This is a genomic window from Seinonella peptonophila (assembly GCF_900129355.1).
GTDB lineage: Bacteria > Bacillota > Bacilli > Thermoactinomycetales > Thermoactinomycetaceae > Seinonella > Seinonella peptonophila.
The window spans coordinates 104,813-128,769 of sequence record NZ_FQVL01000002.1 but is presented as its reverse complement, the minus strand read 5'-3'; the positions used below and the strand labels follow the sequence as shown (position 1 = coordinate 128,769).

General features: G+C 39.8%; 23 protein-coding genes. 21 read left to right on the top strand and 2 right to left on the bottom strand.

The genetic code is table 11. From position 1 onward, the window contains the following. Positions 1-77 precede the first annotated feature (77 nt). Genes BUB71_RS04965 through BUB71_RS04950 form a run of 4 tightly spaced genes read left to right on the top strand, consistent with a single transcriptional unit; the run spans position 78 to position 3,037 of the window. On the top strand, positions 78-653 hold the full coding sequence (locus tag BUB71_RS04965) for a redoxin domain-containing protein (protein ID WP_073153248.1): 576 nt from the start codon (positions 78-80) through the stop codon (positions 651-653). 15 nt (positions 654-668) lie between these two features. Continuing rightward, positions 669-1,391, top strand: coding sequence for a cytochrome c biogenesis CcdA family protein (locus BUB71_RS04960; RefSeq protein ID WP_073153246.1), 723 nt, complete (start codon positions 669-671; stop codon positions 1,389-1,391). Positions 1,392-1,406: 15 nt separating this feature from the next. After that, positions 1,407-1,940: a thiol-disulfide oxidoreductase ResA gene (gene resA, locus BUB71_RS04955; protein WP_073153243.1), complete on the top strand. Its 534-nt coding sequence runs from the start codon at positions 1,407-1,409 to the stop codon at positions 1,938-1,940. 8 nt (positions 1,941-1,948) lie between these two features. After that, positions 1,949-3,037: a class I SAM-dependent methyltransferase gene (locus BUB71_RS04950; RefSeq protein WP_073153241.1), complete on the top strand. Its 1,089-nt coding sequence runs from the start codon at positions 1,949-1,951 to the stop codon at positions 3,035-3,037. 12 nt (positions 3,038-3,049) lie between these two features. Here BUB71_RS04950 and BUB71_RS04945 read toward each other — a convergent pair whose 3' ends face one another. Next, positions 3,050-3,262, bottom strand: a complete 213-nt coding sequence (locus BUB71_RS04945) for a DUF2626 family protein (RefSeq protein WP_245815541.1) — start codon at positions 3,260-3,262, stop codon at positions 3,050-3,052. A 383-nt stretch (positions 3,263-3,645) separates the two neighbouring features. On the opposite strand from BUB71_RS04945, the gene BUB71_RS20170 reads away from it, so the two are divergent. Further along, the gene (locus BUB71_RS20170; RefSeq protein ID WP_073153239.1) at positions 3,646-4,227 is read left to right on the top strand and encodes a hypothetical protein; all 582 of its coding nucleotides are present in this window, start codon (positions 3,646-3,648) and stop codon (positions 4,225-4,227) included. Between the two features lie 28 nt (positions 4,228-4,255). Here BUB71_RS20170 and BUB71_RS04935 read toward each other — a convergent pair whose 3' ends face one another. Further along, positions 4,256-4,729, bottom strand: a complete 474-nt coding sequence (locus BUB71_RS04935) for an N-acetyltransferase (protein WP_073153234.1) — start codon at positions 4,727-4,729, stop codon at positions 4,256-4,258. 222 nt (positions 4,730-4,951) lie between these two features. Here BUB71_RS04935 and BUB71_RS04930 point away from each other — a divergent pair, with 222 nt between their 5' ends. From BUB71_RS04930 to spoIIGA, 16 genes are all read left to right on the top strand, one after another. Next, the gene (locus BUB71_RS04930) at positions 4,952-6,211 is read left to right on the top strand and encodes an adenosylhomocysteinase (RefSeq protein ID WP_073153230.1); all 1,260 of its coding nucleotides are present in this window, start codon (positions 4,952-4,954) and stop codon (positions 6,209-6,211) included. A 123-nt stretch (positions 6,212-6,334) separates the two neighbouring features. Then, entirely contained in the window at positions 6,335-6,766 is a 432-nt protein-coding gene (gene mraZ / locus BUB71_RS04925) for a division/cell wall cluster transcriptional repressor MraZ (protein ID WP_073153226.1), read from the top strand. A 16-nt stretch (positions 6,767-6,782) separates the two neighbouring features. Then, a complete protein-coding gene (rsmH, locus tag BUB71_RS04920; protein ID WP_073153221.1) occupies positions 6,783-7,709 on the top strand; it encodes a 16S rRNA (cytosine(1402)-N(4))-methyltransferase RsmH in 927 nt (308 codons plus the stop codon). A gap of 150 nt (positions 7,710-7,859) precedes the next feature. After that, positions 7,860-8,231, top strand: a complete 372-nt coding sequence (ftsL, locus tag BUB71_RS04915; RefSeq protein WP_073153219.1) for a cell division protein FtsL — start codon at positions 7,860-7,862, stop codon at positions 8,229-8,231. 41 nt (positions 8,232-8,272) lie between these two features. Then, on the top strand, positions 8,273-10,057 hold the full coding sequence (locus tag BUB71_RS04910) for a peptidoglycan D,D-transpeptidase FtsI family protein (RefSeq protein ID WP_073153216.1): 1,785 nt from the start codon (positions 8,273-8,275) through the stop codon (positions 10,055-10,057). A gap of 123 nt (positions 10,058-10,180) precedes the next feature. Further along, complete coding sequence (locus BUB71_RS04905) at positions 10,181-12,091, top strand: stage V sporulation protein D (protein ID WP_281248176.1); 1,911 nt, start codon at positions 10,181-10,183, stop codon at positions 12,089-12,091. Positions 12,092-12,423: 332 nt separating this feature from the next. Continuing rightward, the gene (locus tag BUB71_RS04900) at positions 12,424-13,800 is read left to right on the top strand and encodes a UDP-N-acetylmuramoyl-tripeptide--D-alanyl-D-alanine ligase (RefSeq protein ID WP_073153213.1); all 1,377 of its coding nucleotides are present in this window, start codon (positions 12,424-12,426) and stop codon (positions 13,798-13,800) included. A gap of 19 nt (positions 13,801-13,819) precedes the next feature. Further along, positions 13,820-14,848 (top strand): phospho-N-acetylmuramoyl-pentapeptide-transferase, encoded by a 1,029-nt coding sequence (gene mraY / locus BUB71_RS04895; protein ID WP_073153210.1) that lies wholly within the window; start codon positions 13,820-13,822, stop codon positions 14,846-14,848. Then, positions 14,845-16,209 (top strand): UDP-N-acetylmuramoyl-L-alanine--D-glutamate ligase, encoded by a 1,365-nt coding sequence (gene murD / locus BUB71_RS04890; RefSeq protein ID WP_073153207.1) that lies wholly within the window; start codon positions 14,845-14,847, stop codon positions 16,207-16,209. The genes mraY and murD overlap by 4 nt, the downstream gene beginning before the upstream one ends. 36 nt (positions 16,210-16,245) lie before the next feature. Beyond that, positions 16,246-17,343, top strand: coding sequence for a stage V sporulation protein E (gene spoVE, locus BUB71_RS04885; protein WP_073153204.1), 1,098 nt, complete (start codon positions 16,246-16,248; stop codon positions 17,341-17,343). A 50-nt stretch (positions 17,344-17,393) separates the two neighbouring features. Then, positions 17,394-18,308, top strand: coding sequence for a UDP-N-acetylmuramate dehydrogenase (gene murB / locus BUB71_RS04880; protein WP_073153200.1), 915 nt, complete (start codon positions 17,394-17,396; stop codon positions 18,306-18,308). Between the two features lie 545 nt (positions 18,309-18,853). Beyond that, positions 18,854-19,582, top strand: coding sequence for a cell division protein FtsQ/DivIB (locus BUB71_RS04875; RefSeq protein ID WP_073153197.1), 729 nt, complete (start codon positions 18,854-18,856; stop codon positions 19,580-19,582). Between the two features lie 170 nt (positions 19,583-19,752). Continuing rightward, positions 19,753-20,988, top strand: a complete 1,236-nt coding sequence (ftsA, locus tag BUB71_RS04870; protein WP_073153193.1) for a cell division protein FtsA — start codon at positions 19,753-19,755, stop codon at positions 20,986-20,988. Positions 20,989-21,012: 24 nt separating this feature from the next. After that, positions 21,013-22,161: a cell division protein FtsZ gene (ftsZ, locus tag BUB71_RS04865; protein WP_073153189.1), complete on the top strand. Its 1,149-nt coding sequence runs from the start codon at positions 21,013-21,015 to the stop codon at positions 22,159-22,161. Between the two features lie 174 nt (positions 22,162-22,335). Continuing rightward, positions 22,336-22,683 carry a beta/gamma crystallin-related protein gene (locus BUB71_RS18815; RefSeq protein WP_084731104.1) on the top strand — a complete coding sequence of 116 codons (348 nt, stop codon included), beginning with the start codon at positions 22,336-22,338 and terminating at the stop codon, positions 22,681-22,683. Between the two features lie 341 nt (positions 22,684-23,024). Then, positions 23,025-23,918, top strand: a complete 894-nt coding sequence (gene spoIIGA, locus BUB71_RS04855) for a sigma-E processing peptidase SpoIIGA (protein WP_073153186.1) — start codon at positions 23,025-23,027, stop codon at positions 23,916-23,918. Positions 23,919-23,957: the final 39 nt, after the last annotated feature.

Here is a 23,957-nt window from a genome sequence, read left to right as displayed (position 1 = left end):
TGAACGCAAATGTTCACATGTTGTAAAATTTTCCTTGATTTCATCTGATATCATGGGTTAATGAGGGGGAAGGTTAAATGAATTGGCGGAATGGGATTATTTTGGCTCTACTTCTTGCCTTTGTGGGGATTACCGTTTGGTATGCTTGGCCTGGGAAAAATAACCCGACTTCAAAAACAACAGCATCTTGTATCAAAGAATCGGCTAATCAGTCTCGCCCTGAAAAAGGGTTTTGTGCGCCTAATTTTAAGTTGACCGATTTCAAAGGAGATACAATGGAGCTGTATCAAAATAAAGGAAAGCCGACATTTGTGAATTTTTGGGCTTCTTGGTGCGAGCCTTGTCAAGCAGAGTTACCCTATATGCAGTCCGCTTATGATAAATATAAAAATCGAATTAATTTTGCCATGGTGAATGCTACAATGACGGAAGCAGGGGAAGAAGAAGTATTTGATTTTGTTAAAACAAAACATTATACCTTTCCTGTTTACCTCGATAAAGAAAAGACAAATATCGCTTTAGGCAAATATCGTGTACCAGGCATACCTGTCACGATCATTGTAAATCCTGATGGCAGAATTCAGGAAAAAATAGTGGGTTCTGTTTCAAAGAAACAGCTAGATCACTTAATTGATCAGATGTTAGATCAATAAAAGGGAAAGGAGGAGGTGAATATGGAGAACGTTTCATGGTGGTTAGCCTTTGGGGCGGGAATTCTCTCTTTTATATCACCATGTAGTCTGCCGCTTTACCCATCCTATCTTTCATACATCACAGGTGTTTCTGTAGCCCAGTTACGAGATCAATCTACCCAGAGTAGTGAAATCAGGCGCCTCACAATTATGCATACTTTATTTTTCATTTTGGGATTTTCAATTATTTTTTACGCGCTTGGTTTTACAGTAAGTTGGATTGGTCAGTTTTTTAGTGATTATAAAGAGTTGCTACGTATGTTGGGTGGCATTTTGATCATTGTAATGGGACTTTTTCTTACTGGTTTATTTCAGCCTACATGGATGATGAAAGAAAAGCGATTTGCACTCCATAAAAAAAAAGTTAGCTATTTATCATCTTTCTTAGTTGGTGTGGGTTTTTCAGCGGGATGGACTCCTTGTTTAGGTCCAATTTTAGCATCTGTGCTAGGTTTGGCTCTAACACAACCATCTCTTGCCTTTTTATATATCACACTCTATACGTTGGGTTTCGCCATACCATTCTTTTTAATGGCATTATTCATTGGTCAGATGCAGTGGTTACTGAAATATACAGGATATGTAATGAAAATCGGCGGAGGTTTTTTGATTCTTTTTGGCATTCTACTCTATACAGATCAATTGACAAAAATGATTGCGTGGTTTGCTCGTTTAACAGGAGGATTTACTGGATTTTAGTAGGAGAGGATTTTGATGTCGAAACAAACACGTCGATGGGTACGTCTCATTTTATTAATCATTATGTTAGCGCTTGTTGGTTTTACCTTGTACCAGGCAATTGTACAGAAAGATCAAGGGAAACCAGAGCTTGGTCAGCAAGCCCCAGACTTTGCACTCACTTCATTAGATGGTAAGCAAGTGAAATTATCTGATCTACATGGTAAAGCAGTGATGATTAATTTTTGGGGAAGTTGGTGTGAGCCATGTAGGACTGAAATGCCCGCAATCCAATCTATGTATGAAAAATATCGTAAACTTGGATTTGTCGTAATCGGCATTAATATCGCTGAGACAGATGTTGCAGCAGCTCAATTTGTGAAACAGTACCAGTTAAATTTTCCAATCTGGATGGATCGCAATCGAGAAGTTGTAAGATTGTATAGGATTGGTCCTATACCTAGTTCCATTTTTATAGATCGAAGTGGTAAGATTATTGATTCCAAAGATGGGCCATTGGTTCCATCTGAACTTGAGAAACAGATTCGCCCATTAGTCTTTGAGAAATGAGGTTACATATGATTGATTCCCATCTTGTACAACAAATCGCATGGGAAATAAAGCGATCAAATGAACAGGTTATCTCGTTTTATCGTTTGATGGAGTTAGCGCTCTATCATCCACAATATGGATACTATCATCGTCGGCAACCCAAAGTGGGTAAAGCAGGCGATTTTTTTACCAGTGTTAGTGTAGGGGCACCTTTTGCTTATGGAGTTGCAGAACAAGTATATAGAAGATTACCAAATCAGTCTGTGGCGTTGGTTGAATGGGGTGCGGGAGATGGTACCTTGATGAAACAAGTGCTGCATTTTCTTGAAAGAAGAAAAGTTCCTATTGATCAACTTACTGTCTTTTTGCTGGAAACAAGTGATTATCATCAGGATTTAGCGAGGCAGCAACTTGTTGATACACCTTACCCTACACGATATATACGTCAATTGAATGAAATACCTGTAAGTGATTATGCGATCATCTATAGTAATGAATTGCTTGATGCTTTCCCCGTTCGCCGATATCGACTGAAAAGAGGTATTCTAGAAGAGTGTTATGTTGCTCTGAATTCCCAAGGAGAATTTGAAGAAAAATATTTACCTGTTAAGGGACATATGCGTGCTCAGATGGAAGAAAATGGATGGCTTCCGGTTGAAGAGGGTGTTTGTTTTGAGTACTCACCACAAATCAAACCTTGGCTGTTAGAAATAGAACATTGGTTACATCAAGGCTATGTAATGACCATCGATTATGGAGGTACCATTAAACAAATACAGGAAAAACAAGTAGGTACGATTCGATATTATTATCAACATAAGCAGATCAAAGAACCATATGAACATCTCGGTGAGATCGATATGACGAGTGACGTTCCGTTTGATTACTTACTTAGAGAGGGACAAAACTTGGGATGGCAAACTGACTTTTATGGTTCACAGGCTAGGTTCCTAATTGATGCAGGAATTCTAGATATGTTATCAGAGGGAGCAGTTAATGATCCGTTTTCCGTTGAAGCAAAACAAAGGAGAATGATCACACAACTTATCCATCCTGAAGCAATGGGTGAACGCTTTCAGGTGTTAATTCAAAAAAAATCAGCGAGGGATATTTAAGCCCTCGCTGATTTATTTAAAAGTGGCAAAGACGACCATGCCACAGAAAGACAGGAACATATAGCTACCAAATAAATACATATATGTTTTTTCTGTAAAACGTAGATAACCTAAAACAACAAAGATTAATGCTTGTGCCAAAAAGAGAAACATAGGTATGTACATATGTCCAGCTAAGAACATTAAAGCGATCACAAAGGCCCAGAAGCCGAGTACTCGAAACATACGATCCACGTCTGCCACTCCTTTCATCTTAAAATTTCGATCCCCTATGAACGGTCATGATTACAGACTCATTATACAGTTTGACTATTCTTGGAGCAAGATATGCATAATGGATGTCAAAATGCAGACACTTCTTATGCAGTGAAACCAAGCGCTAAGTATACTCTACCTTTCTTTTGTCAATACAGGATGGTAACTCAATAAACCAAAAACTGAGTGATTTGGCATCTTTAGATGAATGATTAATAAGAAGACTATGTTTTATATCAAGTGCATAAACATAGAAAGAATATATCGAACTTACTCATCTCATATCCGCATCAAAGTGAAAAGAAGGAGGTGAATCCCTGCACTAAAGAGACTTCTTTAGTAGCAGGAGCTAGATGACAGCAAAACGGCAAGATGCTTGGACAGAAGAAAATGATCGCATTTTAGCAGAGATCACATTGCGTCATATTCGAGAGGGAGGAACACAACTTTCAGCATTTGAAGAGGTTGCCCATCGTTTAGGGCGTACCCCAGCAGCATGTGGTTTTCGATGGAACAGTGCAGTACGCAAACAATATGGAACTCAGATTCAAGGAGCAAAACAAGAGCGGCAAAATAGAAATCGCAATCGTGTGTCTACCTCTACATATATGCCATCATCTACAAATGAATCGTTTGAAGGTACCGCTGATCCAGTTTATTCATTAGATAACATTATTCGTTATCTTCGACATTATAAGGGTGAGCTCAGTCAGTTGCGTAAAACGCAAAAACAATTGGAAAGAGAGCTAGAGCAGAGCGAGCAAACGATACAACGTCTTGAAATGGAAAATGTTGAAATGAGATCAAGGATGAACCATATGCAGACAGATTATCGACTTGTGAATGATGATTATCAAGCGTTGATGCAGATCATGGATCGTGCGCGTAAGCTAGCGCAACAAAGACCTACATTTCAAGAGAACCCTAAAAAATAGTAAAGAGCCCTGCTCATAGGGCTCTATTTTAATCCTTTAATTGAACGCCAGGCGGTAACCAAACATAAGGACTTTCGCCACGATCACGTACTGGATTGTATCGAACAGGCTGAAATCCCATTTGACGCCAAAAAGGATCAGATCGCCGCCTTGCATTGGTTTTAATCGGCAGCCCTAGTTTTTTTGCATAGCTTACCAAAGCAGAGCCGAGTCCTTGATTTCGATATTGCGGAAGTACTTCTAGTTTCCAGCATTCATAGTAATCCTGTGCTGGAGAAAAATATACATCATATTTTGCATCTACTCGATATAAACTAATTCGAGCGATCAATTGATCATCCTGATAGATTCCGTAAAAGGGAGAGTTACTATTATTTTCAATGATATTGGATTGTAAGTCTTCTAACATGGATAGTTCAGGAAGTCCATACTCGCTAAATTTTTGAAATTCCTCTAGCGTTTTATAATTGATACGGAGTGGTTCGACCTTCGGATGTGGCATAAATTGTATCCCCCAATCGTTCAACGATTCATTTTATTTATTATAACGTAGCCAAAATACTTTTGTTTAAAAAGCCCAAAAAATCCCGTTCATTACTTTCAATGGAATGTGTTTCCCTTTCTTTTTTCTTAATAATCAAGTATCATATAGAGAGTATAATGGACATAAATAGTGCTTGACAGTCAGTTGGTTTCGGTTTGATTAAGGGAGGTACAAAATAAAATGAATGCTGCGACAAATAGCTTGATTCGAGATATAAATCTAGCTCCACAAGGTCGTTTGAAAATTAATTGGGCATGGCAACATATGCCAGTTTTGAACCGACTGCGAGAAAAATTAATGGCTGAAAAACCACTCCAAGGTCAAAAAGTAGCGATTTGTCTACACTTAGAAGCCAAAACAGCTTGTTTAGCAGAATTGATTCGCGATGCGGGGGCAGAGGTTGCCGTATGTGGAAGCAATCCACTCTCTACTCAAGATGATGTATCAGCTGCTTTAGTTGCTGAAGGTGTTACTGTTTTTGCAAAGTATAATCCAACCCCTGATGAATTTAAATTTTATCAAATTCATACATTAGAGACACTGCCTGATTTAATTATTGATGACGGCGGGGATCTTGTAAGTATATTACATGCTGAACGTCCTGATCTGATGAGACAGGTCAAGGGAGGCTGTGAAGAGACAACGACAGGGATTCTTCGATTACGAGCAATGGAAAAGCAAGGAGAGCTTCAATTTCCAATGGTTGGCGTAAATGAGGCGTTTTCCAAGTTTCTCTTTGATAATCGTTACGGAACTGGTCAATCAGTTTGGGATGGGATTAATCGCACAACAAACCTTGTTGTAGCTGGTAAGACAGTTGTTGTCGTCGGATACGGTTGGTGTGGTAGAGGCGTAGCAATGCGTGCCAAAGGACTTGGGGCAAATGTGGTTGTAACGGAAATTGATGCAATCAGTGCAGCAGAAGCACATATGGATGGGTTTGCAGTTATGCCGATTCGTGAAGCTGCAAAACGAGGTGATTTCTTTATCACAGTGACCGGTAATAAAAATGTAATTAGTACTGAGCATTATCATCTGATGAAAGATGGAGCCATTTTGGCGAATGCAGGGCACTTTGATATAGAAATTGATAAACCAGCTCTAGAAAGCATTTCTACATCTGTCCAAGTTGTACGGGAAAATATCACTGAATACATATTAGAAGACGGAAGAAGAATTCATTTAATTGCTGAAGGACGCCTGGCAAACTTGGCGGCTGGTGATGGGCATCCAACCGAAATTATGGATATGACATTTGGTCTTCAAGCATTGTGCTTGCTGTATATGGATGAAAATTACCAAAAAATCGGTAATCGTGTGCTTGATGTTCCTTATCAAATCGATGAGCAAGTCGCTCGTTACTATTTAGAGGCAAATGGTATCGCAATTGATGAGTTAAATAAAGAACAGGAAGAGTATCAAGCGAGTTGGAAGTTATAACAATTGCTAGTTAAATGAGGTGAAATCCTGCATCAGTGTGCAGGATTTTTTCATATGCGTGTGGTATAATTACCAATGTGGAGGCAAGTGGAGGGAAGTGGTAACAAAGGGAGGAGCTTTAGCATGTTCATGGGAGAATATCGTCATAACGTTGACGATAAGGGAAGATTGATTATCCCGACAAAATTCCGTGAGAATTTAGGTGCTTCCTTTGTTGTTACACGTGGATTGGATCATTGCCTATTTGTATACCCACTTGAAGAATGGAAGCGATTAGAGCAAAAGTTAAAAACCCTTCCATTTACCAAAGCAGATGCACGTGCATTTACACGCTTTTTTTTCTCAGGTGCCACAGAAGCAGAACTTGATAAACAGGGTAGGGTTTTGCTACCAAGTAACCTTAGGAGTTTTGCTGATCTGCAAAAAGAGTGTGTCATTATTGGAATCTCATCGAGAATCGAAATTTGGGATGCACAGGGATGGGAGCAATATTACGCTGTATCTGAAGATTCATTCCATAAGATCGCAGAAAACATTGTAGATATTGATCTTTGAGTGAGGATGAAGTTGATTGTTTGTACATGAGACAGTTTTAAAGCAGGAAGCGGTTGAAGGATTGGCATTACGGCCTGATGGTGTTTATGTTGATTGCACATTGGGTGGAGCGGGTCATAGTTTGCATATTGCAAGCAAGCTATCATCAAAAGGGACACTAGTGGGGCTAGATCAAGATCAAACCGCACTAGATTTCGCTTCACAACGATTATTGGAAGTTGATTGTCAAATACATATTTGTAAAGCAAATTTCCGCCATCTGAAGGAAGTATTGCAAGGATTATCAATAGATCAGGTAGATGGTATTTTATTTGATCTTGGAGTTTCTTCACCGCAATTGGATCAAGGAGAACGTGGCTTTAGCTATCATACTGATGCCCCTTTAGATATGCGAATGGATCGTGAACAAAAACTGACGGCGTATGATATTGTCAATCATTCAACTGAGTCTGAATTGGCTGACTTGATCTATCGTTATGGTGAAGAGCGATTTTCTCGACGTATTTCCGCAAAGATAGTCGCTCAAAGACCCATTGAGCGTACATTGCGACTCGCTGAAGTAATCAAGCAAGCGATTCCTGCCCCAGCTAGACGTACGGGACCTCATCCAGCTCGTAAAACATTTCAAGCGATTCGGATTGCGGTCAACGATGAGCTTCAAGCGTTTCAAGAGGCGCTTTCCACTGCAACTTCCCTCCTAAGGAATCAAGGTCGAATTTGTGTCATCACCTTTCATTCGTTAGAAGATCGCATTTGTAAGCGTCATTTTCAAACATTGGCTAAAGGTTGTACTTGTCCACCTACTTTTCCTGTCTGTATGTGTGGAAAACAGCCAGAGTTACGCTTAATATCAAGGAAGCCGATTCTTCCATCGACAACAGAGATTAAACAAAATCCACGTGCACGCTCAGCAAAGCTGCGTGTTGCCGAGAAAATAGAATGATAGAGATAGATTAAGGGTAAAGATTAGGAGTTATACGAATTGTATTGAGTAGTTGTAAGGAGGTGAACATCTGTTACAAGAACGTAGATAAGTTTGTATAGCATTCATCATTGCAGACAACTTAGACTATGTTTTCGTAGCAGGATCGATATGAGGGAAAATCAAGGAAATGCAGCTCTTGCTTATTCAGTAGAGAAGCAAAATCAAAAAAAATTGAAGGCTGGTAGCAAGAAGGCACCAAGGATTGCACTACCTGTTGGAGAAAAGCTTCTATATCTGTTTAGTATCGTTGTTTGTGTGTTGTTAGCATCAGTGGTACTTGCTAAGTATGCTGAAGTAACGGCACTTAACGTATCGATTCAAGAGATAAGTACAGAGGTTGAAAAGACAAAAGAGGTCAATCTTCAATTGGAATCGGAGAAAAAACGGTTAGGTAGTATGGAACGTGTTCGGAAGTTTGCTGAAGAACAAGGTTTGCAGATGAAGGCGACACAGTCCATTCCCTCAGTTCAGCAGCATTAAAAAATAGATAGATTTGCTGGGAGTTGAGGAGGTGGACAGCTTTGGGTTCTTTAACTAGAAAAAGCAAAGAACGTACTCTGATCATAGGATTGATTGCTACGCTTATTTTAAGTGCGCTAATTTTACGGTTGTTTTGGCTACAAACAGTTAATTCAGATGAACTGAGCATACAAGCACAGAAAAATTGGATTAAAGAACAGGTATTACGACCGAAAAGGGGTTCAATATATGATCGTACACATCAGTACCATTTAGCCTGGGAGACGGACGCATTTGTATTTGGGGCTGAACTCTCCCAAGTTAAAGATCAAAAAAAAACAGCCCAACAGTTGGCCTCACTTCTTGGCGTGTCAAAACAACAAATTTTAGATAAATTAAATCAAAAGCGAAGCAAAAGTCAGAAATCGATTGAATTCCGATTCCCTGGTAAATACAAATACAATAAAGATGTTTATCAACGATTTACAAAGTTAAAAGAACAAAATGATGCATTAACAGGAATTTATGCTTTTCCAACTAAAAAAAGACAATATGGTGGTAATCAGGCTGCACATGTCCTTGGTTTTTTAAATACGGACGACCAACCGATTGGCGGAATTGAAGCGTTTTATGATAAATTGCTACGAGGAGAATCGGGAGAGGTCAAGTTTAAAAAAACAAAAGACGGCACCATGATTGAGGACGATCCACAAAAATTTCGTCCTCCGATTCAAGGCAAAGATATGGTACTCACGCTTGATACACGCATCCAAAATCAAGTGGAGTCAGAGCTATCTGAAGCGATGAAAACATACCAAGCAAAAGGTGGAACTGCGATAGTTGCTGATCCGAAAACGGGTGAAATTTTGGCAATGGCAAGTTATCCGACCTTTAACTCCAATCAGATTAGTGATACATATAATACTGCTAAAAACGGTCACAATATGGCTGTAGAAAGTCAGTTTGAACCAGGTTCTACTTTTAAAATTGTTACCCTAGCAGCAGCTATAGAAGAGAAACTATTTCATCCAAATGCTACTTTTCAATCTGGTTCCATTCAAATTGAAGATCGAATCATCCGTGATTGGAAGCCTAGCGGTTGGGGAACGATAACATTTCGTGAGGGTGTTGAGTTATCAAGTAATGTAGCCTTTATAAAACTTGGACAATTATTGGGTAGAGATCGTTTGATTCAGTATATTGATAAGTTTGGTTTTGGTGATATAACACAGCGAACAGGACGTAAGACAGGAATTGATCTACCCGCAGAGGCTTCAGGATATTACTTTAATGGACAGTTATACCCTACAGAACTGGCTTCAGTATCTTTTGGGCAAGGTCTGTCTGTAACACCCATTCAACAAGTGATGGCAGTTTGTGCGATTGCGAATGGCGGTACCCTTTACGAACCGCATCTGTTAAAAGAGGTTTGGGATCAAGAGTCAAAAAAGAAATTAAAGACCATTCAACCGAGTGGAAAACGTATTTTAAATCCTGATACAACCAAAAAAGTACGGGAATTGTTGCGGGATGTGGTAAAGCAAGGGACAGGAATTGAAGCTGATCTACCAGGATATCAAGTAGCAGGTAAAACAGGAACTGCACAAAAACCTGATCCAAATGGTCATGGATATCTAGATAATAAGTATGTTGTCTCATTTGTTGGTTTTGCTCCAGCTGATAAACCAGATGTAGTGGTCTATATTGCTTTAGATGAACCAAGCATTGTTGGTGGAGAAGCGACGGGCGGTTCAGTTGCAGCACCATTAGCGAGTAAAATTCTAAAAAAATCATTGCAAGTACATGAAGTGGATAAAAATCTACTTGAATCATTAAATGTAAAGTAAGCTCCTTGTCTTCAAGATAAGGGGTTTTTATTTGCACATTTATTATGCATCAAGTGTTCTTCTATTCTCCTTCTTTCTGCATATGCTTGTCTAAAGCATGTTGCAACGTGAGGGGGATTTGGATTGGGTGCAATAGCAGCATTGGTGAAGCAAAGGCTATTTATCGTATTTGTGGTCGCAATGCTTGTTTTCTTAGCGTTATTGGGGCGTTTAGGATATGTGCAGTTAATACAAGGAAAATGGCTCAGTGGGAAAGCCGAAGAGTTATGGGCAAGAAATATTCCCTTTGAAGCGAAGCGCGGGGAGATATTGGATCGAAATGGAAATAAGCTTGCTTATAATGTCAGTGCACCTTCAGTTATGGTAATCCCTGCACAAATTAAAGAGCCAGCAAAGGCAGCAAAACGCTTAGCTGCTATTTTACATGCGTCTGAAACCAAGATATATCGAGAAATGACTAAAAAACAATTAATTGTTCGGCTTAATCCAGAAGGTAGAAAAATTTCAGAGGCAACGGCAAGGCAAATACAAGCAATGAAAACACCAGGAATTGTCATTACGGAAGATAGTAAACGTTATCATCCAGATAAGTTATTAGCAGCTCATCTACTCGGATTCACCGGTATTGATAATCAAGGGTTGGCAGGCTTAGAACTAATTTATGATCAGCAGTTACGTGGTCAACGTGGGGCTATTAGTTTTAGTTCGAATGCACGAGGAGAACGATTGCCAGGTGGAGTTGAGCATTATATTCCGCCGCGTGATGGAGCCCATTTGCAATTAACTATCGATAGGACAGTTCAGATGATTCTAGAGCGAGAATTAGATCAAGCAATGGCTGCGCATCATCCTGAGAATGTATTAGCTATCGCGATGAAACCACAAACAGGTGAAATTTTAGGCATGGCAAGCCGCCCTGCTTTTAATCCAGACCAATATCGTCATGTCAAACCTGAAATCTATAATCGAAATTTACCCATTTGGAAAACATATGAGCCAGGTTCCACTTTTAAAATCATTACATTATCTGCTGCTTTAGAAGAAAAGAAAGTTAGTTTCAAAGAGGGTTTTTTTGACCCGGGTTTTGCAACAGTGGGAGGGGCGCACTTACGTTGTTGGAAAAAAGGAGGACATGGTTCACAAACATTTTTACAAGTAGTTGAGAACTCATGTAACCCTGGCTTTGTAGCACTTGGACAACGTTTGGGAAAACAGAAATTATTTTCATATATTTATCGATTTGGTTTTGGAGAAAAGACTTCCATTGATCTTAACGGAGAAGCAAAAGGAATTTTATTTCGACCAGACCGTGTAGGGCCGGTTGAATTAGCTACAACAGCATTTGGACAAGGGGTTTCAGTTACTCCCATTCAGCAAGTGGCCGCTGTATCAGCCGCTGTAAATGGTGGGAAACTATATCGACCTTTTGTAGCTAAAGCCTGGTTAGATCCAAAAGATAATCATATCATCAGTCAAAAGAAGCCTATTTTTGTGCGGAGAGTTATTTCAGAAGAAACCTCCAGACAAGTACGCATCGCTTTAGAGAGTGTTGTAGCACAGGGAACTGGTCGAAAAGCATTTGTTGATGGTTATCGGGTAGGTGGAAAGACAGGTACTGCTCAAAAGGTGGGACCGGATGGTCGATATATGACAGATAACCATATTGTATCATTCATTGGTATTGCACCGGCTGATCATCCTGAGGTTGTCGTTTATGTTGCAGTTGATAATCCGCAAGGGATTCAGTTTGGTGGTGTTGTTGCTGCTCCGATTGTAGGAAATATGATTGATGATATTCTTCGCTATTTAGGAGTACCAAAACGAACTCACCAAATTGAACCGAAAAAAGATCCGCTTGAGCCTGAATTGGTAAAAGTACCTAATCTCATCGGACAAACACCAGATGAAATTCAAAACAGCCTTTCATTATTTGGATTAGAGGTGAAAGGTCAAGGGAAGAAAGTGATCAATCAGGTTCCCAAAGGGGGGCAACGTTTAAAAAAAGGTTCTACTATTCGGATATATCTAGGATAAAAGTCGATCTTTGTTCTAGAATGAATCTTCACTTCTCGAATCAATCAATGATTTTTCTGCAAAGTAGGTTTTGGTTCGATATGCCAGCATTTCGGATGATTGTAGTTTTTAAGTGACAAATAAAAAAAAGCAGATTACAATAAAAGTGGTTTCGCTTGAATCATTTTCACTTTAACCATGAGCTGATCTCGTGGTCTTTTATTATGATTCTTTTAAAGAATGGGGTGAAGAAATGAAGACAAGTGAACATACATATGTAACAAAGAACAGAAATAGGCATTCGAATATCGTAATAATAGGATTATTCAGTGCCTATAGAGGCGGTGGTAGACATGATTGAACGCACTCTTCAATGGCTGAAACAGGCTACAAACGGAATTTGGAAAAGCGAGGATTCGTACGAACGTTCACATAGTTTCCGTGGCGTATCCACAGATAGCCGCACAGTCGTAGCTGGTCAACTTTATATTCCTCTTGTCGGAGAACGATTCGATGGTCACAATTATGTGCAAGAGGCAAAGAAAAAGGGTGCAGTTGCTGTATTGTGGCAAGAAGACCGTCCAATCCCCTCTATCGAGCTTCCTATTATTCAGGTTTCTGATACTTTACATGCGTTGCAACAAATGGCCCAGAAATATCGGCAGGAATTAGGAATCCCGATTGTTGCGGTAACCGGGAGTAATGGTAAAACAACAACGAAAGATTTATTGGCAGCAGCTTTCCGCTCTCGTTATCGCGTTCATCAGACCTCAGGCAACTATAACAATCATATTGGTGTACCACTTACACTTTTATCGATTCCTGAACAAACTGAGATTGCCGTTGTAGAAATGGGCATGAATCATGCAGGTGAAATTGAGCGTTTATCAAAGATAGCTAAGCCAGACCTTGCGATCATCACAAATATCGGTGAGTCACATATCGGATTCCTTGGCTCTCGTGAAGGGATTGCAAATGCCAAGTTGGAGATTCAAGCTGGATTATCACATGATGGTAAGTTGATTATGAATGGTGATGAACCTTTACTTACATCAAAGGTAGCCAATTTTCCCCAACAAGTCATCCATATAGGATGGAACGAAGGTAATGATGATCGTCCTCTTGCGGTAGAGATGGTTGGTTTTGAAGGAATTCAATTTCGCTCATCCAAGACGGGACAGTTATTTCAAATTCCATTGTTGGGCAGGCATAATGCTTATAATGCATTACTTGCAATTGAAGCAGGTCGACAATTTTCCTGTCGTGATGAAGAGATGGCAAAAAGTTTAAAAGAGGCCATGATCACCGGAGGGCGCTTGGAGTTGAAAAGAGCCGTTAATGGGATGATGGTGATCGATGATACATATAATGCAAGCCCTACCTCTATGAGAGCCGCAATTGATCTTCAACAGGAATTAGCGCCACAGTGTAAGAAATGGATATTGGTTAGCGATATGTATGAAATTGGCTCTGAAGAAGAAAAGTATCATCGGAATTTAGGTGTTTACGCAGTAGAAAAAGGTGTAGAGCGAATCTATACCTTAGGTGCAAAAGGAAGGTGGATTTCCCAAGGAGCCGAGCAAGCTGGTCATGCAAAGATCGTCCATCATTTTGAAAGTAAAGAGGAAGCGATTAAACATTTAAGTCATGAAGGAAATCAGAATGTGTTATTATTGGTTAAGGCCTCACAGGCTGCAAAATTAAAGCAAGTAGTAGATCAATTAACTTAGGGGGAGCAAAAAAAGTACGATGAGCAATATTGATATTCGTATCATCTTGATTCCTCTTGCCGTTGCATTTGGAATTGGCGTTTTATTGGGTCCTATGGTGATCCCTATGTTACGACGTTTGAAGTTTGGTCAAAGTATTCGTGAAGAGGGTCCCGAGGCCCATTTGAAGAAAGCTGGTACACCGACAATGGGCGGAGCGATTATCTTGATCGCGATTCTGTTGACGGCACTGCCATTTAGTAGTTTTGTCCTTTTGAATCTCAATCATAAGGAGTATGCGATCAATTCCGATCTATTTTTCTTGCTCTTTGCTACCATGGGCTATGGAATTATTGGCTTTCTTGATGATTACATCAAAGTAGTCATGAAGCGCAGTCTTGGATTGACAGCTAATCAAAAACTCCTAGGGCAACTGTTTATCGGTCTGGTACTTTTTTGGGTTTTGATGGAAGTCCGTGTTTATCAGCCGGATAAATACATATTTAGTGTGACCATACCTGGTACTGGATTGGCGATTGAGCTTAACTGGCTATATTTGCCTCTATTGCTGCTGATGATGATTGGTTCGTCTAATGCGGTGAATTTAACGGATGGATTAGATGGTCTCCTAGCCGGGACTGCGGCCGTTGCGTATGGTGCATATGCTGTTATTGGTATGGTACAGAGTAATTACACGGTCGCGATTTTTTCAATTTCTGTAGTAGGCGCATTACTTGGATTCCTAGTCTATAATGCACATCCAGCAAAAGTTTTTATGGGCGACACTGGATCACTAGCTTTGGGTGGTGGATTAGCTGCTCTTGCAGTGATTACTAAGACAGAATTGTTGCTACCCATTATTGGGGGTGTCTTCGTCGTAGAAACACTCTCTGTTATGATTCAAGTCATGTCATTTAAGACCAGAGGAAGAAGAATTTTTCGCATGAGTCCCTTACATCATCATTTTGAACTGGTTGGCTGGTCAGAATGGAGAGTCGTGACCACTTTCTGGTTTGTAGGACTCTTACTAGCTGGTTTTGGTGTCTATATTGAGGTGTTTATTCGGTGAATTGGAAAAATCAAAACATCTTAGTACTCGGATTAGCGAAAAGTGGTCTTGCAGTTGCTAAATGTTTACATCAACTTGGTGCGACTGTAACCGTAAATGAACGAAAAAAACGTGAGCAATGCATAAATGAAATATCACAGTTAGAGAAACTTGGAATTCAAGTGATCTGTGGAGAGCATCCATTAGACCTTTTTAATCAACCGATTGATCTGATTGTGAAAAATCCAGGTATCCCTTATCAGATACCCTTTTTACAGAAAGCTAAAGCATTAAAAATACCAATCGTAACAGAGATAGAGATTGCAAGTCGATTGATCAAGACGCCGATTATTAGTATTACAGGCTCAAATGGCAAAACGACAACTACGACACTTGTTGGCGAAATGTTACAAAAAAGTGAAATTCAAAGTCTTGTGGCTGGCAATATTGGAACAGCTTTAACTGAAGTAGTGGATCAGTTGGTAGATAAAGAGTGGCTGGTAGCAGAATTAAGCAGTTTTCAGTTACAAGGCACGCTTCAATTTCACCCGAAAATTGCTGCTCTACTCAATCTCTATCCAGCACACCTTGATTTCCATCAAGGAATGGATGAATATCTTCAAGCAAAGATGAAGATGTTTCAGAACCAAACTGCTGAAGATATTGCAGTATTAAATGCAGATGCTCAAGTGAGTAAAGAAGTAAGTCGAGCGATAAAGGCTAATATTATATGGTTTAGCCGTCAACAACAATTAGAAACTGGCGTTTTTGTTCGAAATGGTGAAGTTGTTGCTCGATTGCCTAAACAACAAGAACAAACAATCATACCTGTAGCAGATATTTGCTTACAAGGAGATGTTAATTTAGAAAATTCTCTGGCTGCAACAGCAATTGCTTTATCTGCTGGTGCTACCATACAAGGTATTTACAAAGTTTTGTCCAGATTTAAAGGGGTGGAACATCGTTTAGAGGAGTTCGCTGAACATCAAAGAATCAAGTATTATAATGATTCGAAAGCGACGAATCCTCAAGCAGCGATGAAAGCAATCGAATCATTTGATCAGCCAGTTGTTTGGCTTGGTGGTGGTTTAGATCGTGGGATTGATTTTCGCGAAATGGTACCAACACTTGCTAAGCATGTAAAAGCTGTCGTTGTTTATGGGCAAGTTGCTTCCATTCTACAAAAAAGGGCAGAAGAGGCTGGGATTAAAGAAATTTATGTGGTCGAAGATATAACAGCAGCTGCCAAGATGGCTTCAAGTTTAGCGAGAAGCGGTGATGTTGTCTTATTATCTCCTGCATGTGCAAGTTGGGATCAATTTACCTCATTTGAGGAACGGGGAAGCATGTTTAAACAAGCTGTGCATAACTTGTATAAATAGTTATGTTTTCCGTTTCGTGATTGAGGTGATATGGAAATGTCCAAGGTGCAGCGTAATCCAGATTGGATCATTATCGGAACAATCTTGATGCTATTATCCATAGGTGTTTTAATGGTTTATAGTGCAAGTGCAGCCTTTGCCGCACATAAATATGGGGACCCATTTTATTTTGCCAAGCGGCAGTTCCTTTTTGCCGCCTTGGGCGTTTTCTTTATGTTATTAGTAGCCCAGATGAACCAGACTCGATTTCAACAATTAGCGAAGCCAGGTTTGTTTATCTGTATTGCGTTGTTAATCATTGTCCTAATCCCTGGTGTTGGAATCTTACGTAATGGAGCGCGTAGTTGGCTAGGGATTGGGGCTTTTAGTATTCAGCCTTCAGAGTTTATGAAGTTAGCACTTATACTATATTTCTCTCATCTTTTTATTCAGCCCCGCTTTCAATTAACCTCTTTTCGTCAAGGATTATTGCCAAGTCTAGCAATTTTAGGTAGTGTTTTTGCTTTAATTATGATGCAACCTGATTTGGGATCAGGTACTGTGTTAGTAGGGACAGGGATGATCTTAATCCTAATCGCTGGTGCAAGAAAAAAACATTTGATTGAACTTAGCTTTGTTGGTATCGCAGGCTTTGTCGGATTAGTATTAGCAGCTCCTTATCGAATTGCTCGAATCACCGCTTTTATAGACCCTTGGAAAGACCCGCTCGGCGCTGGTTATCAATTGATCCAATCTTTATATGCGATGGGGCCAGGAGGATTGATGGGACTGGGTTATGGCATGAGTCGTCAAAAGCATTTATATTTACCCGAGCCTCATACAGACTTCATCTTTTCAATCATTGCTGAAGAGCTAGGTTTCTTAGGAGCTGGAACGGTTATTTTGCTGTTTGCAATTCTCATTTGGAGAGGCTATCGTGTAGCCATGATGACAACAAATACATATCATCGTTTTGTAGCTGCCGGAATTACCTCTATGTTAATGATTCAATCTGTAATCAATATTGGTGTTGTGTCTGGCGCTTTTCCGGTGACGGGAATTACACTTCCTTTTCTAAGCTATGGGGGCTCATCTCTAACTCTGACACTTGTAGCTGTTGGTGTTTTGCTCAATCTTTCCCGGATCAAACGGTGAGCAAATAATATGATTGAATAAGTTTATAAGAATAGGATGGAGATTCACATATGCAGCAAGTGCTAGATGAATTACTTCAATTAGGAGTTCGTGATGTACGTTTAGAAGAGCCACTTTCACGACATACAACGTGGAAAGTAGGTGGCCCTGCAGATCTTTTTGTTCATCCGCGTACAGAAGAAGAGTTACAGAATACGATTTCTGTTCTTCATCAACGAACGATTCCTTGGATTGCAATTGGTCGTGGCTCAAACTTATTGGTTCGGGATGGCGGCATTCGTGGAGCTGTCATCAAAATAAGTGATGGTTTTGATCAGCTTGCGATAGATGGAACGCGACTCACGGTAGGCGGTGGGTATTCAATGGTTCGTTTGGCTACTTATGTAGCGCGGCAAGGTTTAGCAGGCCTAGAGTTTGCAGGAGGTGTACCAGGAAATGTTGGCGGAGCCGTCTATATGAATGCTGGGGCACATGGATCAGAGATTTCAGCCATACTTGAATCGGCGGTTATTCTAGATGAAACAGGTAGAAAACATACATTAGAAAAAGATGAGATGAATTTTAGTTATCGGACATCTATCTTACAAAATGAGTTACATGGGATCGTCACGGCAGCTACGTTTCAGCTTTCTGAAGGAAACCGAACTGAGATCACAGATAGATTAAGTCGATTTAAAAATCGGCGTCGTGAAACCCAACCACTACAGCATCCTTGTGCAGGTAGTGTGTTCCGAAATCCACCGCATACGCATGCGGGAAAACTGATTGAAGAAGCAGGTCTAAAAGGGTATCAAATTGGTGGAGCGCAAATCTCCGAGCTTCATGGCAATTTTATTATCAACTGCGGAGACGCCAAAGCCGATGATATTCAAGAGATGATAAATTTTATCAAGAAAGAGATTTATAAAAGAACCCAGATTGAACTGATCCCTGAAGTAAAAATGATTGGTGAAGAAAAGAAATAAAGCGGCAGATATCCTCTGCTGCTTTTTTTGTTTAACCTATTTGTGGTAGTATATAGTGAAGAATGAGAGAAGCATGTTTAAAAATGATGAGAACGGAAATCTACATTTTTGTGAGGGAAAAGAGGTGTTTCCTCAATTCTCTTGTAGGATATTCGTGTCAACTGTATAATGAGAAAATTGAGTATGAATATACAGAAATGATTGTTACACAAAGATTGTCCCATTACGTACGATTGCAAGTGCAGCTTTAGAAGGTTTATAGCGGCTTGTAATAACATGATTGAAATGGGATACAGCTACACTTGATCATAAGGTGAGTTGTTACGTTCTCATAAATTAGGAAAAATTTGGGTTAATTGGATAATCAATTAAAAGAATCATGCGCAATTATAGTTAAGAACTCATTCATTTAGTATTTATTTTCGTTTAAAATGTATGTGAATAAAACATTTTTTGTAAATGAAAAACCACTTTGCTTATGATGAGAAATCTCCCCTCATCAGCATTTTCATCCATGATCATTGGTATGGAAAGGAGTAGCTGAATTGGTTGAACGAATTCCTTCCCTCCGCACAAAGGTTGGAAGCAATCGTTCCCCCTCTCCATTGGTTTTTTTATTCATCTTTCTGTTTTTAGCGGGGATTTTGCTAACCCTCTTTATGCGTTCTCCCTTGAGTAAAGTAAGTCAGATTCATATTCAGGGAAATCGGCTTTTAACAAAGCAACAGATCTTGCAGCAGGCAAATTTACAAAGGGATTCATTTTTTTTTGATCTAGACAGAGAATCCATTCGATCCTCTTTATTAAAGCGACCAGAAATTGCAGATGTCAAAGTAGATAGACGGTTTCCAAACCGCTTATACATATTTTTGCATGAGTATCCAGTTGTCGCCTATCTTTCGTATCAACAAAGATTTGCAATCCCAGTTTTAAGTAACGGTGTTTTGCTTGGCAATCATGCTTGTCCGATCCAAGTTGCTACACGTCCTTTGATTGAATCTGATGCTTGGGATGAACGGATTTTCCTTGCGATTAAAGGGCTTGCTTCAGTTCCGGTCACATTGCGGAAACAATTTTTAACAATAGATCAAGTGTCTGGACAACCTGATCAGGTGATGATCCGTAGTCAGTATCATCATCGAATCTATATTCGAGCAAGTGAGATTAAGCAAAAACTACCACTTTATCTCTCTTTTCGCAATCATCCACCGGGAACTCTTTATCTTTTAAGGAGTTTTTGGTTTCATTCAGATACAGGTCTTTCAGATGGTTAATTATTTTGCCTTTATGATAAAACACAAATGTTGGTATTTGAAAGAGGGATATCCATTATCCTGTTGAATAAAAGATTGTAAGTGTTTTCCTTCTTTTTCCGATGCTTAAAAGTATTGAAGTATGAATGATTTGCAAATTCCACGTCTTGTGGTAAGGAGGTGCCAAACGATTGAGCAGTGGTGAATATATAGCGAGTTTAGACCTAGGAACTTCACAAGTACGCATAATCGTAGCAGAGATAGACCCAGATGGGTGGGTGCAAATCATTGGTGTCGGTACATCAGAAGCTAAGGGAATGAAGAAGGGTGCTATCATCAATATTGACCAAGCGGTTCAATCCATTCGCGAAGCTGTCGAGCATGCAGAGCGAGTGGTTGGTATAGAGATTTCTGAAGTATATGTTGGCGTGACGGGTAATCATATTGCATTACAGACGAGTCATGGAGTTGTAGCGGTTTCGAGTGATGATCGTGAGATCGGGCAGCATGATATTGATCGAGTTCTCCAAGCTGCGCAAGTGATTCCACTTCCACCTGAACGAACGATTATTGAAGTGGTACCTAAGCAATTTATTGTTGATGGGCTCGACGATATTCGTGATCCAAATGGAATGATGGGTGTACGATTGGAAGTAGAAGCCATTATTGTGACAGGAACAAAGACAATGGTCGATAATCTCATGCGTTCTGTTGGAAAAGCGTCACTCAATATTGCTGGACAAGTCTTCTTACCGTTAGCATGTAGTGAGTTATCACTTTCTGAGGATGAAAAGAACTTAGGCGTGGTCATGGTTGATATAGGTGGTGGGACCACTTCTTTAACCGTTTATCAGCAGGGACATCTAGCTGGTACTGCGGTAATTCCCATTGGTGGTGAGTACATAACCAATGATATTGCTATCGGTTTACGTGTGAAGACGGAAGAGGCAGAAGCGATAAAATGTAAATACGGTAGTGCGAGTACAGCACATGCTTCTGATAAAGAAACATTTCCTGTGCAAATGATCGGTGCGGCTGAAGAGAATCAAGTATCACAAGCCGAGTTATCGATGATTATTGAACCCCGTGTTGCAGAGATGTTTCATTTAATTCGACAGCAAGTAAAGGAGATGGGCTTCCCAGATCAGCCACCTGGAGGATATGTTTTAGCAGGTGGCGTTATGGCTACAAAGGATATCATTCATGTAGCGAAGCAGCAATTTGGAGATGTTGTGAGGATAGCAGCACCTAATAATATTGGCGTAAAAGAGCCTTCATATGCAGGTGGTGTTGGTATGATTCATTATCTGCAAAAAAGGGGAGCTCTACGTTTTTCCGAGATGGTTGAGTCGACTTCTCGTCCAAAAAGAAAACGAGGACTTTCCCCGTTTGAACGGGTAAAAAGTTGGTTAAATGAATTCATTTAAAGAAAACGTATGGGAGGGAAAAAGATGTTGGGATTTGATATTGAAATTGAACAAATTGCACAGATAAAAGTGATTGGAGTGGGTGGTGGAGGTAGTAATGCTGTTAACCGTATGATTGAATCCGGGGTGCAAGGTGTTGAATTTATTGCCGTAAATACTGATGCACAAGCATTAAATCGTTCAAAAGCTCCCATTCGTGTGCAAATTGGTGAAAAATTAACGCGAGGTCTTGGAGCTGGAGCGAAGCCTGAAATTGGGAAAAAAGCAGCAGAAGAGAGTAGAGATCAGATTGAGAATGTATTAAAAGGTGCTGATATGGTCTTTGTCACGGCAGGTATGGGTGGCGGAACAGGTACAGGTGCTGCTCCTGAAATTGCTGCAATCGCACGCGAATTAGGAACCTTGACAGTAGGAGTTGTGACCCGTCCATTTGGTTTTGAGGGGAAAAAGCGTTCTACTCAAGCAGATCAAGGTGTGGAAGCATTGAAAGAAAATGTTGATACCCTGATTGTGATTCCAAATGATCGTCTACTTGAAATTGTAGATAAAAATACTCCTATGCTTGAAGCATTTCGCGAAGCGGATAATGTTTTACGTCAAGGCGTACAAGGTATTTCTGATCTAATCGCAGTTCCAGGTTTGATTAACCTTGATTTTGCTGATGTGAAAACGATTATGACCGAACGAGGCTCAGCATTAATGGGAATCGGGAAAGCAACTGGAGATAGTCGTGCGGCCGAAGCAGCCAAGATGGCAATCTGTAGTCCATTGTTGGAAACTTCGATTAATGGCGCACGTGGTGTATTAATGAATATAACGGGCGGTACCAACCTAAGTCTCTACGAGGTAAATGAAGCTGCTGATATTGTGCAATCTGCATCTGATGCGGAGGTAAACATGATCTTTGGTGCAGTGATTAACGAGGATTTAAAAGATGAGATATACGTTACTGTGATCGCTACAGGCTTTGATCACGCTGCTCAACAACAGGAGGCAAATACGACCCGCAGACCTCGAAAACCAGATTTTGAAGTGAAAGAAAAGCAGGATGAAAAAGATATTTTTCCATCTTTTATAAAAGGAAATCAATCCGTAGTTGATGGGAAAGATGTTAACTTTGATGTCCCTACATTTTTAAGAAATTCTTTTAATGCAAAGAAAAACAATAAATAAAGACATGCATAGAGTATAAAAGGAACAAAGGACGAGATTGTATTTTTGATAAGGTGCCAATGGGTGCCTTTTTTTTGTCCTTGAAACGAAGTGATGATAATAGCTAGACAAATGGATTTTTTTGGTAAATAATAAAGAAGGGAGATCCTAAAATATGGTATTGGAGCTGATGTAATGAAGAAGCGTGCCACTTTGTTATCTGCTTTCGTGTTATTTGGTTGTGCCTTGTTACCCTCTTCTGTATTCGCTAACAAAGGGAATACGGAAAGAAGTTCATGTGTTGAATTTTTTGAACACATTGATTATGGCGGAAAAAGTATCACCTATTGTAACGATGTGAGCAATGTTGGTAACGCTTGGAACGATACCTTTTCTTCTGCGAAAGTTTCTTCAGGAAATGGAGTCATTGTGTATGAACATAGTGACTATGCAGGGGATCGTTGGGAACTCAGACCAGGGAATTATTCCAACTTTAAAAATCAAGGTTGGAACGATAGGATTAGTTCTGTAGATATTAAGTGAAAAGAATAGCAACTTCACATGAATAAACGATCGATTTCTTTGGCTATAAGGCTGTCAAGTAGGTAGAATGAGTATATTTTATATACAAAAATTTACTTCTAAACTGAAAGAGTCTGCGAATTCTCGCATGCTCTTTTTTATGCTCATTTTCAGGTATATAAAGGATTATTTTATATAGTCTATTATGACCTAGGTTAATTAGGTTACACGTTAACCTCAGAGCAACACAGGTATTTTGGTTCGACAAAACTAGTGTTTTTCAGCTGGCAAGTTTAGACAGACTTTTTTTAAAGACCTACAGTATACTTGAGCAAGAACTCAATGCTAGGAGCTGGCGAGAAGTGGTAATATATGCCGATTTGGTTTTCCTCCTCAATAGTGTGATTGACTTTTTATTATTATGGCTTACTTCAGGTATTCGCAAACAGCGTGTACCCATTTGGCGATTAATTGTAGCCGCAATTATCGGTGGATTGTATGCAACATGTTATCTTTGGACTGCCTTTGCTCCTTTTTATACACTGTTGTTTAAATTACTTGTTTCACTGATCATGATTGTGATTGCTTTTGGTTTTTCACATCCTGCCGCATATTTGCGTAACGTCGGAGTTTTTTATTTAACCTGTATCATTTGCGGTGGTGCATTGGTTGCCCTGCATTACTTATTGACCGGAACAGCACAGATCACTGGTGGGGCATTATTATCAGAATCATCAGTTTCTTGGTTTTTAGTCCTTATTGCGTTTCCGTTCATTTGGGTCTATACACATTTTACCTTTCGATCTATTCAGCAGCGATCTGAAATTGACTCATTTCTCACATCTGTACGTATTCAAATTGCTGATCACACCATTGAATGCATAGGCTTAGTCGATACAGGTAATCAATTACGCGATCCGATTTCTCGCGCGCCTGTGATGATGGTAGAACTCGATCAACTTCGTCATCATATTCCATCAATTGTAATTGATTTTATTAAAAGTAACCAATGGCAAACGAAGCTGTCCGAGTTGCCTATTGAGTGGATGGCACGCCTGCGTATCATTCCCTATCGTGCGGCAGGTTTTGAGGGTGAGATGATGATCGCTTTTCGTCCAGATGCAGTATGCTTGTGGCGAGAAAATAATTGGCATAATGCTGGAAAAGTGATCATAGGTATAGATGTCGGTCGTCTCTCTACCGATGGAACTTATCAAGCGCTTATTCATCCATCTTGTATGAGTATGGTTGTTTAGGAATTGTATTTGAAAAGCATTTGACTGGTTATTTTTTAA

Excerpts from the sequence above, each read along its gene's own strand:
- resA (WP_073153243.1), top strand. The coding sequence starts at position 1,407 with ATGTCGAAACAAACACGTCGATGGGTACGTCTCATTTTATTAATCATT.
- ftsZ (WP_073153189.1), top strand. The coding sequence starts at position 21,013 with ATGTTGGGATTTGATATTGAAATTGAACAAATTGCACAGATAAAAGTG.
- ftsL (WP_073153219.1), top strand. The coding sequence starts at position 7,860 with ATGAGGGAAAATCAAGGAAATGCAGCTCTTGCTTATTCAGTAGAGAAG.
- mraY (WP_073153210.1), top strand. The coding sequence starts at position 13,820 with ATGAGCAATATTGATATTCGTATCATCTTGATTCCTCTTGCCGTTGCA.
- spoVE (WP_073153204.1), top strand. The coding sequence starts at position 16,246 with ATGTCCAAGGTGCAGCGTAATCCAGATTGGATCATTATCGGAACAATC.
- mraZ (WP_073153226.1), top strand. The coding sequence starts at position 6,335 with ATGTTCATGGGAGAATATCGTCATAACGTTGACGATAAGGGAAGATTG.
- murB (WP_073153200.1), top strand. The coding sequence starts at position 17,394 with ATGCAGCAAGTGCTAGATGAATTACTTCAATTAGGAGTTCGTGATGTA.
- BUB71_RS18815 (WP_084731104.1), top strand. The coding sequence starts at position 22,336 with ATGAAGAAGCGTGCCACTTTGTTATCTGCTTTCGTGTTATTTGGTTGT.
- BUB71_RS04965 (WP_073153248.1), top strand. The coding sequence starts at position 78 with ATGAATTGGCGGAATGGGATTATTTTGGCTCTACTTCTTGCCTTTGTG.
- BUB71_RS20170 (WP_073153239.1), top strand. The coding sequence starts at position 3,646 with ATGACAGCAAAACGGCAAGATGCTTGGACAGAAGAAAATGATCGCATT.
- BUB71_RS04900 (WP_073153213.1), top strand. The coding sequence starts at position 12,424 with ATGATTGAACGCACTCTTCAATGGCTGAAACAGGCTACAAACGGAATT.
- BUB71_RS04935 (WP_073153234.1), bottom strand. The coding sequence starts at position 4,729 with ATGCCACATCCGAAGGTCGAACCACTCCGTATCAATTATAAAACGCTA.
- BUB71_RS04930 (WP_073153230.1), top strand. The coding sequence starts at position 4,952 with ATGAATGCTGCGACAAATAGCTTGATTCGAGATATAAATCTAGCTCCA.
- BUB71_RS04945 (WP_245815541.1), bottom strand. The coding sequence starts at position 3,262 with ATGTTTCGAGTACTCGGCTTCTGGGCCTTTGTGATCGCTTTAATGTTC.
- BUB71_RS04950 (WP_073153241.1), top strand. The coding sequence starts at position 1,949 with ATGATTGATTCCCATCTTGTACAACAAATCGCATGGGAAATAAAGCGA.